We start from the raw sequence: 15,199 nt of genomic DNA, 5'->3' as shown, positions 1-15,199 counted from the left end.
TACGAGGTGAGTTACAGAGAAGTGATCCTGAACCGCGTGAAGGTTGCCGCGCCGGCGTGCCCGTTTCCGGTGGGGGCGAGGGCGACGAGGCCGAGCAGGGCGCCCACCCAGCGCCAGGGGGTGGCGGCGAAGACGGGACCCGAGGGGTGCGGGCCGTCGCCGACGTCGTAGTGGAACCGGCAGCGCGCCCCCGCGCCGATCTCGATCCGCAGCCGTACCCGTCCCTCGGGGGCGAGCCGCGGACGGTCGGCGTCGCGCTCCCGCTCCGCGACCCCCTCCGCGAACCGGTGCACGACGTGAACCGTGCCGTCGGCGGCGCGCTCCAGCCCGATCCAGCCGAACGCGTCCCCGAGCACCGCCAGCCCGGCCCGGGCGCCCGGTTCCTCGCTGTCGAGGCGGACTTCGACCTCGACGGCGCACGGCGTGCCCGGCAGCCGCTGGGTGAGGACGTTCGGCAGTCGGCGCAGGTCGTGCGCGTCGGCCGAGCGGACACAGGTCAGACGGAGGCCGTCGCCGGAGTGCTGGGTGGCCCAGCCGTCCTGCGGGTTGGCGGTCCAGCTCCACTGGCGGCCGAAGCGTCCGCCGGGGAAGTCGTCGTCGGTGGCGGGCGCGGCGGGCGGCTGCGGCGGCAGGTCGGGCCTGCGGTGCACGGCGACGGGTGCGCCGTCGCGGCCGAGGACCGGCCAGCCGTCGGTCCCCCAGCGCATCGGCTGGAGGTGGACGACCCTGCCGTAGGCGCCGCGCTGCTGGAAGTGCAGGAACCAGTCCTCACCGGACGGGGTGCGCACCCAGCCGCCCTGGTGGGGGCCGTTGACGTCGGTGTCCTTCTGCTCCAGGACGATCCGCTCCTCGTACGGCCCGAAGAACCCGCGCGAGCGGAAGGCGCCCTGCCAGCCGGTCTCCACTCCCCCTGCCGGGGCGAGGATCCAGAACCAGCCGTCGTGCCGGTAGAGCTTGGGGCCCTCCAGGGTGAACCAGCCGGGTATCCGGTCGCCGTCGACGATCACCTTGCCCTCGTCGAGGAGTTCGGTGCCGTCGGGACGCATGCGGTGGCCGGTGAGGCGGTTCTTGACGCCGGAGCGGGACTTCGCCCAGCCGTGCACGAGGTAGGCCTCGCCGGTCTCCTCGTCCCACAGGGGACAGGCGTCGATCAGGCCCTTGCCCGCCTTCAGGAGGTGCGGGCGGCTCCAAGGGCCCCTGATCTGCTGGGCATTGATCTGGAAGATGCCCTGGTCGGGGTCGCCCCAGAAGATCCAGAAGCGTTCGTCGTGGTACCGCAGGGACGGCGCCCAGACGCCGCAGTCGTGCCGCGGGGTCCTGAACTCGGCCGCCGGTTCCAGGCGTTCGAGGGCATGGCCGACCAGGGTCCAGTTGACGAGGTCGCGGGAGTGCAGCAGCGGCAGACCGGGGGCGCGGCCGAAGCTGGAGGCGGTGAGGTAGAAGTCGTCGCCGACGCGGACCACGTCCGGGTCGGACCAGTCGGCGTCGAGCACGGGGTTCGTGTACGTGGTCACAGGCTCACCGCCTTGCGGACGAGCGCGGCGGCCGCGTCGCGGTCGAGGCGGCCGTCGGCGACGACGGTGACGACCCGGCGGACCAGGGTGTCGCCCGCGGCGATCGGCACCCGCTCGGTGTGCGCCAACGACGAGCCCACGCCCGGATATTCGGCCGTGCGCACGAACCACGGGTCGCGGCGGGTCTGTTCGGTGGCCCCGGCGAAGACCAGCGTCCAGCCGGCGCCCGCGAGGGCGAGCCAGTCGGCGCACCGGCCGTGCACCTCGGGCTCGCCCGCGGTGTCGGCGGTGAAGACGTCCGGTGTCCGCTCCTCCTTGCGGGCCCGCCAGAAGAAGCCGCCGTACGCCGCCCCCGGGCGGCCGTTGGTGGCCGGGCTGCCGATCGACAGCGGGCCGGCGGTGACGTTGGTGAGCGAGAACGTGAAGTCCAGCGCCCAGGCGGTGTCGCTGAGTTCGGTGGCCGCCACCGTCCGGCGCTCGCGCAGCAGCTCGCCGCCTGCGGCGACCCAGCGCAGCTCCTCCACGAAGCCGTCGGGGTCGCGCAGCTGGAACCCGGTGTGCCGCTGGGCGCCGTGGTTGTCGAGCTCGGTGGGGCCCTGGTCGCGGACATAGGTGCGCCCGCCCCAGAAGTTGTGCCCCTCGACGTCGGGAACGGCGACACCGACGCCGAGGTGGTGCAGGTGGTCGGCGGGGCTGAGTTCGGTGACAGCCGTGCCGGCCAGGGTGGTGACCGGGTGGAGGTAGGGGCGCGGCGAGAGCCGGGGGGCCAGCTCGGGCCGGGTGACGTAGCGGCCGACCGGGCGGCCCGCGACGCGCAGGACCGGGGTGTCGTTGGTCGTCATCAGGTGCTCACCTCTTGTGGTGGCGCCCAGGAGGCGCCCAGCTCGGAGAAGAGGGCGAGGGTGTCGGCGGAGGCCGCGACCAGGCCGTCGACGCCGGGGACCACCCGGCGGTCGTCCACCAGGTGCCAGGCGCTCGCGGGCAGCGGGGCCGGGTCGGGGGCCGTGCGGATCGCCTCGACGACCTTCATGAAGGCGCCGGTCGCGTCCGGCGGGACCAGCAGCCCGGTGCCGTCGGTGAGGTGGTCGACGAGGTTCTCCAGCAGGTCGGTGCGGCCGTACTCGTACTCCTCGGGGCCGTGGCCGGCACGCTGGAGCAGGACGCGGTCCTGCTTGTACCAGAACGTGATCCGGCCGCGGCTGCCGTGCACCAGGACGTACGGCTCGTCCGGGTGCTCGGCGCACAGGGTCGCCGCGACGGTGACCGGGCGGCCCTGGGCCGTGGTCACGCGGACGCACGAGGTGTCGTCGGACTCGATGGCGTTGGCGCGCAGCAGCTCGGTCCGGATGCCGGTGACGTCCTCGGCGCGCGTGGAGCCGTTGAGGGCGAGACCGGTGGCGACGGCGTGCGCGAGGGGGTTGGTGAGCGCGCCGTCGATGACGTCGACGCCGTTCAGGCGCCGCTTGCCGGCCCAGGGGGCTCGCCGGTAGTAGGACTCCGGGCGGGCCCAGGCACCGGCGCCGCCGATCCCGCCGACGGCGCCGATCGCGCCCTCGGCGATCAGCTGCCGGATCGCGGGCACGGCGTGCGAGCCCAGCGACTGGAAGCCGATCTGGCAGACGACCCCGGCCGCGGCGACCCCGTCTGCCATCCGCCGGAACTCGGCGTACGAGGGAGCGGGCGGCTTCTCCAGCAGGACGTGCACGCCCCGGCGGGCGGCTTCGAGGGCCAGGTCCGTGTGGGTCGGGATCGGCGTGCAGATCACCGCGATCCGGGCACCGGTGGAGTCCAGCAGGGCGCCGAAGTCGGCGGACTGCTCGGGCCTGCCGAGCCCCTCCGGGATCTCCGTGGCCTCCAGCGGGGTCAGCTCGCAGATGCCCGCCAGCCGCACGATCCCCTTGTCCTGCAGGCGCCGGATGTTCTCCAGGTGCCAGCGGCCGTGGCCGCGCGCGCCCGCCAGGACGATGTCTACGGTGCTCATGGGATCCTCCCTGCGCCCGCGCCGCGCGCCACCTCTCGGTCGGCCGTTCCGGCGCTGTCGATCTTTGTGTGCAGAGTAGGTGTCCAGCCGACGTCGGCCGTGAGGTCGCGCTCGCTGCCGGAGTTGTAGGCGTTGTAGATGGGCAGCAGGTCCACGGGGAAGCCGTTGAAGAGGGTGCCCTCGTCGTGCAGGGCGGTGCCGTTCCAGCTCTTGACCAGGTCGGCGACCTCGATCCGGCCGAGGGTGGTGAAGGCGTTGTTCTGGGCGTGGATGCCGGACTCGGTCGACACGCCCAGGGAGTAGCGGTAGTCGTCGGTGGGGACGACGTACCGGTTGTTGTAGACGTGCACCTGGCCGTAGCGGACGCGCGGGGCGCGCTGGACGATCGACTCGAACTGGTTGTGGTGCAGGGTGACCCGGAGCTTGCCGCGGTCGCCGGTCGCCGAGTCGCTGTTGCCGATGAGCATCGCCTTGTCGTGGCCCTCGAACCGGCTCCAGGAGACGGTGACCAGGTCGGAGCCGTTGGTGATGTCCAGCAGGCCGTCGTGGCGCAGGTAGTTCCGGCCGAACCAGGTGGGCTCCTGCTCGTCCCGGTGGCCCTTGTCGCTGAGGGTGACGTGGTCGACCCAGACGTGGTGGGAGCCGGTGAGCCAGATGTTGTCGTACGCCGTCTTCCAGTCGCCGAGGCCGCCGGTGTTGGGCTGCCAGACGGGGAAGCAGTCGTAGGCGTCCCGCAGGTCGAGGTTGCGGATGATCACGTTGGCGGCGTTCTTGACCTGGAGGCCGGCGCCCTTGAGGACGGCCCCCTTCAGGCCGACGATCGTGGTGTTGGAGCCGACGTTCAGCGTGATCCGCTCGGCCTGCCGGGCGGCGGAGGCCTGGCGGGCCTCCTCCTGCGGGCCACTGGGCTTGGCGGAACCCCAGGTGCGGGGGTCGTAGGCGGCGAGGTACTGGTGCAGGTCGTAGCCGTCGGTGGCGTAGTCGTCGCAGTCGAGGTGGTCGCCGTCGTCGTCGGTGTTGGCGTCGATGGTCCCCGCGATCTTGATGATCTTCGGGGTGGCGCTCCCACCGTCGAGGGCCGCCACGAGCTCGGCACGGTCGGTGACGACGAAGACGTGCCCGGCGTCGGCGGCGGCACCGCCGGTGGTGCCGGCTCCCTCGGCGGCCCAGCCGTCGTTCGCGGGGAGCGGGTCGCGGCTGATGTCCCGGGCCCCGGCGTGCGCGGGGACGCAGAGCAGCCCCAGCACACCTGCCACGACAGCGATCCGACGTACCCTCATCAGCCCTTCACCGCCCCCGCGCTGAAGCCCGTGATCAGCCACTTCTGGATGAAGGCGAAGACGAGCACCACGGGTACGGCCGCGATGATGCCGCCCGCCGCGAGGGCGCCGAGGTCGACGCTGTCCGCGCCCATCAGGGTGTTGAGGCCGACCGGGATGGTCTGCTTCTCCGGGTTGTTGAGGAACATCAGGGCGAACAGGAAGTGGTTCCAGGAGTGCACGAAGGCGAAGGAGCCGACGGCGATCAGACCCGGTCGCAGCAGCGGCAGCACGACGATCCGGAACGCGGTGAAGCGGTTGCAGCCGTCCACCCAGGCCGCCTCCTCCAGGGAAGGCGGCACGTTCTTGATGAAGTTGCTGATCAGGATGATCGACAGCGGCAGCTGGAAGACGGTCTCGGCGATGATCACGCTGCCCAGCGAGTTGATCATCTGGAGCTTGGCGAAGATCTCGAACAGCGGCACCAGCAGCAGCGCGCCCGGCACGAACTGCGAGCACAGCAGGCCCAGCATGAACGCCCGCTTGATCTTGAAGTTGAACCGGGCGAGGGCGTACCCGCCGGCCAGCGCGACCAGGGTCGTCATGATCAGCGTGGCGACACCGACGAGGACGCTGTTCTGGAAGTAGGTGCCGAATTCACGGTCTGTCCAGACCTTCTGGAAGTGGTCGAAGGTCATCGGCCAGGGGACGAGCGAGGTGGAGCCGGTCGGGCGGAGCGCGAAGAGCAGGATCCAGTAGAACGGGATCAGGGTGAAGATCAGGTAGATCGAGAGCGGGAGGTAGATCTGCCAGCGGGGCACGTCGTCCCAGGCGCGCTCCCTGGCCTTGGGGCGGGGCGGCGGCGGGGACTTGCGGGCCTCGGACACGACCGGGGCGGCTTCCTTGATGCTCACTTGTCCTCGCCTCCGAACTTGCTCAGGCGCAGATAGACCATCGAGCAGAAGAGAAGAATCACGAACGCCACCGTGGTCAGGGCGGACGCGTAGCCGAAGTTGTGCGCGTCGACGCTGGTGTTGGCGATGTAGAGCGGGAGGGTCGTGGTCTCGCCGGCGGGTCCGCCGCCGGTGAGGGTGTAGAGGAGGTCGACGTTGTTGAACTCCCAGACCGCGCGCAGCAGCGTGGACAGCACGATCGCGTCCTTCAGGTGCGGCAGCGTGATGTGCCAGAACTGCTTGAGGCGGCCGGCCCCGTCGACCTCGGCGGCCTCGTACAGGTCCTTCGAGACGGACTGGAGGTCGGCCAGGATGAGGATCGCGAAGAAGGGGACGCCGCGCCACAGGTCGGCGACGATCGCCGCCGGGAACACCGTGGAGGTGTCCGACAGCCAGCTGGTGCCGTAGGAGCCGATGCCCAGGTCCGCGAGGTAACGGGTGATGCCCGTCTGGGAGTTGTAGAGCAGCACCCAGATCGCGGAGGTCAGCACGCCGGAGACGGCCCACGGGGAGAAGACCATCGCGCGTCCCAGCGCCCGGCCCACGAAGGTCTGGTTGACGATGAGCGCCAGCGCGAGACCGAACAGCAGCTGGAGACCGACCTCGACGAAGACCCACTTGGCGCTGAAGGTCAGCGTGTCCCAGAAGGCCGGGTCGTCGGTGAAGATCTTCGTGAAGTTGTCGAAGCCCGCGTAGCCGTTGCGCCACGGCTTGGTCGGGTTGTAGTTCTGCAGGCTGTAGTAGAAGACGCTGATCACGGGGTAGGCGATGAAGCCCAGCATGAGCAGGGCGGCCGGTGCGATCAGCAGGTACGGGAGCCTGCGCGGGGTGGCGGAGGCACGGCGCCGCCGGGGTGGCGCGGGCGGTTTCGCCACGGCTGCGGCTTGGGCCATGACTGTTCTCCGTTCAGTTCAGTACGTGGCGCGGGAAGCGCTTTCTCCGGGTGCATGGTGGTGCGCGGACCGGGGGTGCTCGGATCAGCTCGCGTAGGGGTCCTGCACGGTGCCCTTCCGGGCGAGGAACTCGAAGTCGCAGCCGGTGTCGGCCTGGGTGATCTGCTCGTTGTAGAGGGCGCCGTAGCCGCGCTCGTACCGCACCGGCGGCGGCGTCCACGCGGCCCGGCGGCGCTCCAGCTCCTCGTCGTCCACATGGAGATGGAGGGAGCGGGCCGCGACGTCCAGGGTGATCCGGTCGCCGGTGCGGACCAGGGCCAGCGGTCCGCCGACGTAGGACTCGGGCGCCACGTGCAGCGCGCAGGCGCCGTAACTCGTGCCGCTCATCCGGGCGTCGGAGATCCGGACCATGTCCCGCACGCCCTGCTTGAGCAGGTGGTCGGGGATGGGGAGCATGCCGTACTCGGGCATGCCCGGGCCGCCCTTGGGCCCGGCGTTGCGCAGCACCAGCACGCTGTCGGCGGTGATGCCGAGCGACGGGTCGTTGATCGTCCGCTGCATGGTCCGGTAGTCGTCGAAGACGACCGCGGGACCGGTGTGCTTGAGCAGGTGCGGCTCGGCGGCGATGTGCTTGATGACCGCGCCGTCCGGGCAGAGGTTGCCGCGCAGGACGGCGACCCCGCCCTCGGCCGCGACCGGGTTCTCGCGGGTGCGGATGACGTCGTCGTCGTGGACTTCCGCGCCCTCGATCTGCTCGCCCAGGGTGCCGTTGACGGTCGGCCGGTCGAGGTGGAGCAGGTCGGTGATCCGGGAGAGGAAGGCGGGCAGGCCGCCGGCGAAGTAGAAGTCCTCCATGAGGTGTGTCCGGCCGCCGGGCCGCACGTTGGCCAGCACCGGGACGGTGCGGGCGATGCGGTCGAAGTCGTCGAGGGTGAGCTCGACGCCGGCCCGGCCGGCCATGGCGATCAGGTGGATGACGGCGTTGGTGGAGCCGCCGAGCCCGAGCGCCGTGGTGACGGCGTCCTCGAAGGCCTCGCGGGTGAGGATCTCCGACGGCCTGAGCGCGGTCCAGGCCAGCTCCACGGCGCGGCGTCCGGAGGCGGCGGCCATCCGCTCGTGCCCGGAGTCGACGGCCGGGATCGAGGAGGCGCCGGGCAGCGCCATGCCGAGGGCCTCGGCGGCGGCGGTCATGGTGGACGCCGTACCCATGGTCATGCAGTGACCGGGCGACCGCGCCAACCCGCCCTGGAGCTCGCGCAGTTCGCAGTCCGTCAGATTGCCCGCGCGGTGCTCGTCCCAGTACTTCCACATGTCGGTGCCGGACCCGAGGGTCTCGCCGCGCCAGTGCCCGGGGAGCATCGGCCCCGCGGGGACGAAGAGCGACGGCACGTCGGCCGAGGTGGCACCCATGAGCAGGGCGGGCGTCGACTTGTCGCAGCCGCCGAGCAGCACCGCCGCGTCGATCGGGTACGACCGCAGCAGCTCCTCGGTCTCCATCGCGAGCAGGTTGCGGTAGAGCATCGGGGTCGGCTTCTGGTAGGTCTCCGAGAGGGTGGAGACCGGGAATTCGAGCGGGAAGCCCCCGGCCTGCCACACCCCCCGCTTGACCGCCTCGGCGCGCTCGCGCAGATGGACGTGGCAGGGGTTGATGTCGGACCAGGTGTTGAGGACGGCGATCACCGGGCGGCCCCGGTACTCCTCCGCCTCGTAACCCAGCTGCCGCATCCGGGCGTTGTGCGACCAGGTGCGCAACTGGCCCTCGGTGCCGTACCACTGGTGGCTGCGGAGCTGCTCCGGGCTCAGCCGCTGTCTGCTGTCGCTCATATCGACCACCCGGCGGCTATCGCGGCGACCTCGTCCCGCTCGTCCTCGGGCAGCGGCTTGCTGGGCGGGCGGACGTCGCGGCGGCACAGGCCGAGGGAGGCGAGGGCCTCCTTGACGACGGTGACGTTGTTGGCGGAGCCGTTGGCGGCGCGGAGCTCCTCGAAGCGGCGGATCTGCTCCCAGACCTTCATGGCGGCCGGGTAGTCGCCGGATCGAAGCGCTTCGATCATGTTCAGCGAAACGGCCGGGGCGACGTTGACGAGCCCCGAGGTGAAGCCGGTGGCGCCCGCGGAGAAGTAGGAGGGGGCGTAAGGCTCGGCGAGCCCGGCGATCCAGACGAAGCGGTCCAGTCCCGCGTCCCGGGCGAAGCCCGCGAATCGCGACGCGTCCGGCACGGCGTACTTCACGCCGATGACGTTCGGGCAGACATCGGCGAGCTCGGCCAGCCGGAGACCGCTGAGCTGGGCGTTGCGGATGTAGGGCACGACGCCCAGCTCGGGCACGGCCTCGGCGATGGCGCGGTGGTAGTCGACCCAGCCGCCCTGGGAGACGTAGGGGTGGACCGGCTGGTGGACCATCACCATCGCCGCGCCCAGCTCACGGGCGTGCCGCGCGGAGGCGACGGCGGTCGGCACGTCGTGGCCGACGCCGACGAGGATCGCGGCGCGGTCCCCGGCCTCGTCGAGCGTCATCTCGGTGACGAGCTGCCGCTCGTCGGGGGTCAGGGCGTAGAACTCGCCGGTGTTCCCGTTGGGGGTGAGGGTCCTGATCCCCCCGTCGAGCAGACGACGCAGCAGGGCCCGGTGGGCGTCCTGGTCGACGGAGCCGTCCTCGGCGAACGGTGTCACCGGGATCGCGACCACGTCGGCCAGGGCGGCCCGCTGGGTCTCGAACGTCGTTGTCATGCCTGACCGTCCTCTCCCTGGGCCTCGGACCCGGCGTCCGGGAAGGCCCGTTGCACGAACGACGCGATGTGCGCGTGGAGGGCGCGGGCGGCGCCGTCGGCGTCACCGTCCAGGGCGAGCCGCAGGATCTCGCGGTGCTCGCCGGCCTCCCGCTCCCAGGAGGGCGAGGCCGCCCAGGCGACGGCGGAGACGAGGGCCGCCTGGTCGCGGACCTCGTCGAGCATCCGGCCGAGCAGCGGGTTGCCGCACGGCAGGTACAGGGCGCGGTGGAACTCCCGGTTGGCCAGGGAGCGTTCGGCGGTGTCGGTGGCCTGGTCGGCGCGGGTCAGCGCGTCCCGGGCCTCGTCCAGGGAGGCCCCTAGCCTGACGGCCCGCTTCAGCGCCTCGGGTTCGAGGAGCAGCCGGACGTCGTAGACCTCGCGCGCCATGTCCGCGTCCACCATGCGCACCGTGACGCCCTTGTACTGGCTCATCACGACGAGCCCGGTGCCGGCGAGGGTCTTGAGCGCCTCGCGCACCGGGGTCTTGGAGACCCCGAACTGTGCGGCGAGCTCGGTCTCGACCAGCGCCTGCCCGGGCGTCAACTGCCCGGTGAGGATGCGGTGTTTGATCGCGTCCAGCACGAATTGCGTGCGGGACGGGATCGGCGTGGGCACAGAGGTCATGCGCGCCTCTCGGAAGTCACGTATCAGATGTCGGGTATCTGATCTCGCGTATCTGATCTTGCGTATCGCGTCTCATATATGACGTACGAAGTACGACGCGTTGAAGGTAGGAGGGGGTAAGGGTTTCGTCAATGCTTCTGACAAAGGAAGTTGAGGTTGCGGTCACACCGCGTAGGTGTCACCCACCCGGGCGGTGCGGGTCGGACCCGGGAAGACGGCGGCGGCGCGGGCGGTGGCGGTCTCGGGGGTCAAGGTGGGGCCGACATGCGTGACGACCAACTGCCGTGCGCGGGCCGCGCGGGCGACGCGACCGGCGTCCTCGGGGGTCAGATGCACTTCGCTTTCGCGATGCGTGTCGATGTCGGCCTCGCAGAGGAACAGGTCGGCGTCGCGGGCGAGATCGGCGAGCGCGGGGCAGGGCCCGCTGTCCCCGGAGTACGCGAACACCCGCCCGCCGGCCTCGGCCCGCAGCCCGTAGGCCTCGACGTCGTGGCGTACCTCGTGGGCGGCGAGGGTCAGGTCACCGTGCCGGACGCGATGCCCGTCGTACAGCTTCCGGAAGTCGAACACCCCGCTCAGGAAGCCGACATCGGCCCGCCCGAGGAACCCGGCGAGCCGCTGGGCGCACCCCTCGGGCGCATGGACGGGAATCGGCGTGGCGGGGGTGAGCCCGCCGTAGGCCAGCGCGTAGACGGCCGCCAGCAGATCGGCGCTGTGGTCAGCGTGCAGATGCGAGATCCAGATGGCGTCGAGCCGCGCCGGATCCGTGTGCCGCCGCAACTCCGCGAAACTCCCGAACCCGGCGTCCACCCACACCTCGGCCCCGCCACCCCGCAGCAGATAGCCGGAGCAGGGGGTGTCGGGGCCGGGATGGGGCGAGGCGGTACCGAGCACGGTGACATGGAGAGACATGCGGGGAGAGTAGGCGGAGACACATCCGGGCGCCCCTCAATCGGGCCCCTGGGCGCCCCTCGATTGGGCCCCTGGGCGCCCCTCAGTTGGCGCGCCCCTGGGCGCGGCCCCGCCCCGCCCCCCGGCGAACCGGACCGCGCACAGCGCGAGCTCAGGACGGCGTCCACCCCGGGTCCCGCCCGCTCAACCCCAGCGTCCGGTCCAGCAGCGGCGCATCATCCGCAACCGGGACCACCGGGCCGAAGATGCCGCCCCCGCGACTCGGGTCCTGGGCGGCGGCCAGGAGGAAGGCGTACGTCGCCTGGAGCGCGGCGGGGTCGGGCTCGTACCGCTGGCCGGTCGCGACGGCCAGGTCCCAGCCGTGGATCACCAGTTCGTCGGCCGCGACGGCACCGCCGACCTCGCCGGGCAGATCGACGCCGCCGGCCCGGGTCATGCCGGTCCAGGCGGCCGGGTCGCGCCAGGCGTCGGCGAGCTCGGCCAGCACCTTGGGCAGCGCCTCGCGCCAGCCGGGGCCGATGTCCGGAATCGCGGCGGTCGGCGGGGTGTCGGTCGTGGCGCCGAGGTCCTTGCGAGCGGCGTCACGGAAGGCGGCGGACAGGCCGAGCACATGGCCCAGCAGGTGGTGGACCGCGTACGCGGGACACGGCGTCCCGGCCGCGAGCTGCTCGTCGGTCACCGCCTCCGCGAGGCGTGCCACGACACGGGTCTGCGGTCCGAGATCCAGGGGTGCGTCGGTCATTCGCTGCTCCTCAGGGCGTCGTCTGGAAGGTGGACCGCCCCCGCCCCCGAAACTCATCGCCGCCCACCGATCCGGCCGCCCACCTCCTCGTTCCGGCCCGCTTCCCTCCCCTCCCCTCGCCTCCCCGGGACTCAGCACCGCCCTCCACTCCCGCCCTCCTCCCCGGCGCTTTACAGGGCACCTTCCCCATCCGCGCGCCTGTTGCCGGCCCTGGGGCTGGTGTGGCCGGCGACCGCCCTGCCGCTGCTTCACCGCCCGGTGAGCGCGTCCCGTACCGCCCCCAGGTCCTCGTCCGACGCCAACCCGGCGTGATACAGCCGCAGTTCCGTCGCCCCGAGCGCACGCGCGCGTGCCGCGTCCGAGGCGAGGGTGCCGGGGCTGCCGCCCATGCCGGAGACCACGGTGAAGTTGGCGGCGACGACGGAGTCCCTGGACGCCTCCGCGAAGGGGGTCAGCAGGCCCGGCCCGCCCGTGCAGGGCACGACCACACCGTCCGCGACGGACAGGATGTGCGCGGGGTCCACCCCGGCGTTGGCGCCGACGTGGTACGAGACCGGATCGGCGTGCAGCAGGATCTGGAAGCCCTCGGGAGCGGCGGCGCGCACCGCCGTGACGGCCGCCTCCTGGAGGGTGCGGGCGGTGTCGTCGCGCCACGCGCGCGTGGCCGCCGCCGTCCGCTCGCCGAGGAGCTTCTCGACGCCGGCCCAGGCCCCGTCGGAGGGCGCCCCCTGCCACACCGGCTGCAGGGCGGTGCGCACGGCGGCCGCCAGTTCGCCGGCGTCGAGGCCGTGGGCGCCGTAGCCCTCCCGGCAGGTGGGGCAGAAGCAGAGGGCCATCAGGTACAGGCCCGCGTCGCCGAGGCCCACGCCGCCGGTCTTGTCGTGGGCGTGCAGGTGCTGGAGGCCGTACCAGCCGAGGGACTCCAGTTCGGTGCCGCGCGCGCCGGGCCGTACCGCCGCCTCGGCGGCCAGGTCGACGAGGTACGCGCGCGTGGCGGGCTGGGCGATGCAGGGGGCCCACGGGTAGCGGTCGCCGTAGGCGTTGACGACGGAGGTGTCCGGATGCTCGGCGCCCAGCCGGGAGTTGTGCGCGAGCACCACCCAGGTGTGCACCTCGAGGCCGGCGTCGGTGAGCGCGGCGGCGGCCTCGCCGAACGCGTCGCCGGGCGCCCAGTCGCCGGCGGCGTAGGGCCGCAGCAGCCGCCCGTCCCACCGGTCGTCGGTGGGGTAGAGCACGGCGGCGTGCTCCGCCGTCACGATGCGATGGCGCGGGTGGCGGGGCGTCAGCGCGCGCGTGGAGTGGTAGGCGGCGGCGAGCGTGACCTGCTGGACACCGAGGGAGGCGATGCGCGGCGCGGCCTCCGGGTCCCCGTTGACGTCCCAGGGGTAGACGAATGCCGACGCTGTCACTTGGTGTCCTCCTCCAGCAGCGCGTAGCCGCGCTCGATGATCTGGGCGAGCTGCTTCACATGATCCTCGGTCGGTTCGTGCAGGGGCGGCCTGACCTCCCCCACGTCGAGCCCGCGCAGCCGTACCCCGGCCTTGACGAGGGCGACGGCGTAGCCGCGGCCCTGGGCGCGCAGTTCGACGAAGGGGCGGTAGAAGCCGTCGAGGAGCCGGTCCGCCGTCGCCCGGTCCCCGGCCTCCAGGGCCCTGTGGAAGGCGAGGGCGATCTCGGGGGCGAAGCAGAACACGGCGGAGGAGTAGAGCGGGACGCCGACGGCGCGGTAGGCGAGCTGGGTCTGCTCGGCGGTCGGCAGCCCGTTGAAGTAGAGGAAGTCGCCCGGCACTTCGGTGCGGACGGCGCTCACGGTCCGCTGCATCAGGTCCAGGTCGCCGAGCCCGTCCTTGAGCCCGATGACCCCTGGCGTACGGGCCAGTTCGACGACGGTCCCGGGGGTGAACACGGCGTTGTCGCGCTGGTAGACGATGACGGGCAGCGCGGTGGCCGCCGCGATCTCCCGGTAGTGCCGCAGCAGCCCTTCCTGCCCGGCGATCACCAGGTACGGCGGCAGGGCGAGCAGCCCGTCCGCACCGGCCGCCGCGGCGAGGCGGGCGTAGCGCACGGCGAGCGCGGTGCCGTACCCGGCGCCCGCGACGACCGGTACCCGCCCGGCCGTCTCCTCGACCGCGGCCCGTACGCACGCCTCGAACTCCTCGGGGGTGAGCGCGTGGAACTCGCCGGTCCCGCAGCAGGCGAAGACGGCGGCGGCCCCCGCCTCGACACCCCGTCGGACATGCGCGCGGTACGTGTCGAGGTCGACGGCGCCGTCGGGACCGTAGGCGGTGACGGGGAAGAACAGCGGACCGCTGGGGATGCCGAGTCGGGTGGCGAGGTCGGCAGACGTCACGGGCTCTCCCTAGAACGGATGCGATGGATGTGCAAGTTTCTGATCAAAGTTTATATTTATGAACGCATCCTGTGCCACCCTTGACGCCGAGCGACATTGATCCATAGCTTGTCCACGCATGTGAATGCCGTGCAGATGGACACCAGGCAGAGGAGACCCGAGCATGCCAGCGCCCCGCACCGTTCTGCTCACAGGCGCCGCCGGCGGACTCGGCACCCTGATGCGGGGACTGCTGCCCGCGTACGGCTACGACCTGCGCCTGCTCGACCTCCTGCCCGTCGAGGGCGAGCCGGACGCGATCGTCGCGGACCTCGCCGACCGGGAGGCCCTGCGCGAGGCCGTGCGGGGCGTCGACGCGATCATCCACCTCGCGGGCATCTCCCTGGAAGCCTCCTTCGACAAGATCCTCAAGGCGAACATCGAGGGGACGTACAACCTGTACGAGGCCGCCCGCGAGGAGGGCGTGCCGCGGATCGTCTTCGCCTCCTCCAACCATGCGGTGGGCTTCACCCCCCGCCCGCAGGGCGACGACCCCCTGATCCCCGTCGACACCCCGCACCGCCCGGACACCTTCTACGGCCTGTCCAAGTCCTTCGGCGAGGACCTCGCGCAGCTGTACTGGGACAAGTACGGCCTGGAGACGGTCTCGGTGCGCATCGGCTCCTGCTTCGCCGAACCCACCAGCGTCCGCATGCTGTCGGTCTGGATGAGCCCCGCCGACGGCGCCCGCCTCCTGCACGCGGCCCTGACCGCCGAGGACGTCAAGCACACGGTCGTCCACGGCTCCTCCGCCAACACCCGCCTGTGGTGGGACCTGAGCACGGCCCGCGCCCTCGGCTACGACCCGCAGGACGACTCCGAGCCGTACGCCGAGAAGCTGATCGCCGAACAGGGCGACCTGGACCCCGAGAACATCGCCCACGCCTACCTGGGCGGCCACTTCGTGAGCGACCCGCCGATCTGGCCCTACTAGGTTGTCCTGATCACACGCCGGACGGGCGCCGAACGGGCCCGTCCGCAGGCATGTCCGGGCACCGGGCGGCGCCCCCGGACGTGGCGCGCCGACACCGCTCCAGGGGCGCGGGGAACCCCGCGACCAGCCCGAACGCACCCGCAGCCGCGCGACGGCAACACACTCCGCGCCCTTGGGCGCCCCCTGCCCGAACGGGCACACCCGGTCACTTTCACCCCTGCAACAGGC

14 protein-coding genes are annotated in these 15,199 nt (G+C 72.1%); 1 reads left to right on the top strand and 13 read right to left on the bottom strand.

What is annotated here, in order from left to right; translation table 11 throughout:
- Window positions 1-11 precede the first annotated feature (11 nt).
- From DI272_RS37260 to DI272_RS37200, 13 genes are all read right to left on the bottom strand, one after another.
- Window positions 12-1,514, bottom strand: a complete 1,503-nt coding sequence (locus DI272_RS37260; protein WP_109499585.1) for a glycoside hydrolase 43 family protein — start codon at window positions 1,512-1,514, stop codon at window positions 12-14.
- Window positions 1,511-2,356, bottom strand: a complete 846-nt coding sequence (locus DI272_RS37255) for a PmoA family protein (protein WP_109499584.1) — start codon at window positions 2,354-2,356, stop codon at window positions 1,511-1,513. Before DI272_RS37255 ends, DI272_RS37260 begins: the two co-directional genes overlap by 4 nt.
- The gene (locus DI272_RS37250; protein WP_109499583.1) at window positions 2,356-3,495 is read right to left on the bottom strand and encodes a Gfo/Idh/MocA family protein; all 1,140 of its coding nucleotides are present in this window, start codon (window positions 3,493-3,495) and stop codon (window positions 2,356-2,358) included. Before DI272_RS37250 ends, DI272_RS37255 begins: the two co-directional genes overlap by 1 nt.
- Window positions 3,492-4,775 carry a polysaccharide lyase family 1 protein gene (locus DI272_RS37245; RefSeq protein WP_109499582.1) on the bottom strand — a complete coding sequence of 428 codons (1,284 nt, stop codon included), beginning with the start codon at window positions 4,773-4,775 and terminating at the stop codon, window positions 3,492-3,494. Before DI272_RS37245 ends, DI272_RS37250 begins: the two co-directional genes overlap by 4 nt.
- Window positions 4,775-5,641, bottom strand: a complete 867-nt coding sequence (locus tag DI272_RS37240; protein ID WP_258314929.1) for a carbohydrate ABC transporter permease — start codon at window positions 5,639-5,641, stop codon at window positions 4,775-4,777. Before DI272_RS37240 ends, DI272_RS37245 begins: the two co-directional genes overlap by 1 nt.
- A 23-nt stretch (window positions 5,642-5,664) precedes the next feature.
- Entirely contained in the window at window positions 5,665-6,600 is a 936-nt protein-coding gene (locus DI272_RS37235; RefSeq protein WP_109499580.1) for a carbohydrate ABC transporter permease, read from the bottom strand.
- Between the two features lie 84 nt (window positions 6,601-6,684).
- Window positions 6,685-8,424 carry an L-arabinonate dehydratase gene (araD, locus tag DI272_RS37230; protein ID WP_109499579.1) on the bottom strand — a complete coding sequence of 580 codons (1,740 nt, stop codon included), beginning with the start codon at window positions 8,422-8,424 and terminating at the stop codon, window positions 6,685-6,687.
- Window positions 8,421-9,329, bottom strand: coding sequence for a dihydrodipicolinate synthase family protein (locus DI272_RS37225; RefSeq protein WP_109499578.1), 909 nt, complete (start codon window positions 9,327-9,329; stop codon window positions 8,421-8,423). Before DI272_RS37225 ends, araD begins: the two co-directional genes overlap by 4 nt.
- Complete coding sequence (locus DI272_RS37220; protein ID WP_109499577.1) at window positions 9,326-9,994, bottom strand: GntR family transcriptional regulator; 669 nt, start codon at window positions 9,992-9,994, stop codon at window positions 9,326-9,328. The genes DI272_RS37225 and DI272_RS37220 overlap by 4 nt, the downstream gene beginning before the upstream one ends.
- A 162-nt stretch (window positions 9,995-10,156) precedes the next feature.
- A complete protein-coding gene (locus DI272_RS37215) occupies window positions 10,157-10,906 on the bottom strand; it encodes an MBL fold metallo-hydrolase (protein WP_109499576.1) in 750 nt (249 codons plus the stop codon).
- Between the two features lie 151 nt (window positions 10,907-11,057).
- Window positions 11,058-11,648, bottom strand: a complete 591-nt coding sequence (locus tag DI272_RS37210; protein ID WP_109499575.1) for a TIGR03086 family metal-binding protein — start codon at window positions 11,646-11,648, stop codon at window positions 11,058-11,060.
- A 248-nt stretch (window positions 11,649-11,896) separates the two neighbouring features.
- Window positions 11,897-13,057 (bottom strand): hypothetical protein, encoded by a 1,161-nt coding sequence (locus DI272_RS37205; protein WP_109499574.1) that lies wholly within the window; start codon window positions 13,055-13,057, stop codon window positions 11,897-11,899.
- Window positions 13,054-13,998 (bottom strand): 5-dehydro-4-deoxyglucarate dehydratase, encoded by a 945-nt coding sequence (locus DI272_RS37200; RefSeq protein ID WP_109499573.1) that lies wholly within the window; start codon window positions 13,996-13,998, stop codon window positions 13,054-13,056. The genes DI272_RS37205 and DI272_RS37200 overlap by 4 nt, the downstream gene beginning before the upstream one ends.
- A gap of 163 nt (window positions 13,999-14,161) precedes the next feature.
- Here DI272_RS37200 and DI272_RS37195 point away from each other — a divergent pair, with 163 nt between their 5' ends.
- Window positions 14,162-14,971: an NAD(P)-dependent oxidoreductase gene (locus tag DI272_RS37195; protein ID WP_109499572.1), complete on the top strand. Its 810-nt coding sequence runs from the start codon at window positions 14,162-14,164 to the stop codon at window positions 14,969-14,971.
- Window positions 14,972-15,199: the final 228 nt, after the last annotated feature.

Source organism: Streptomyces sp. Act143 (assembly GCF_003143935.1).
Lineage (GTDB): Bacteria > Actinomycetota > Actinomycetes > Streptomycetales > Streptomycetaceae > Streptomyces.
The sequence above is the reverse complement of the archived record's forward strand: the minus strand, read 5'-3'. Positions and strand labels throughout refer to the sequence as shown.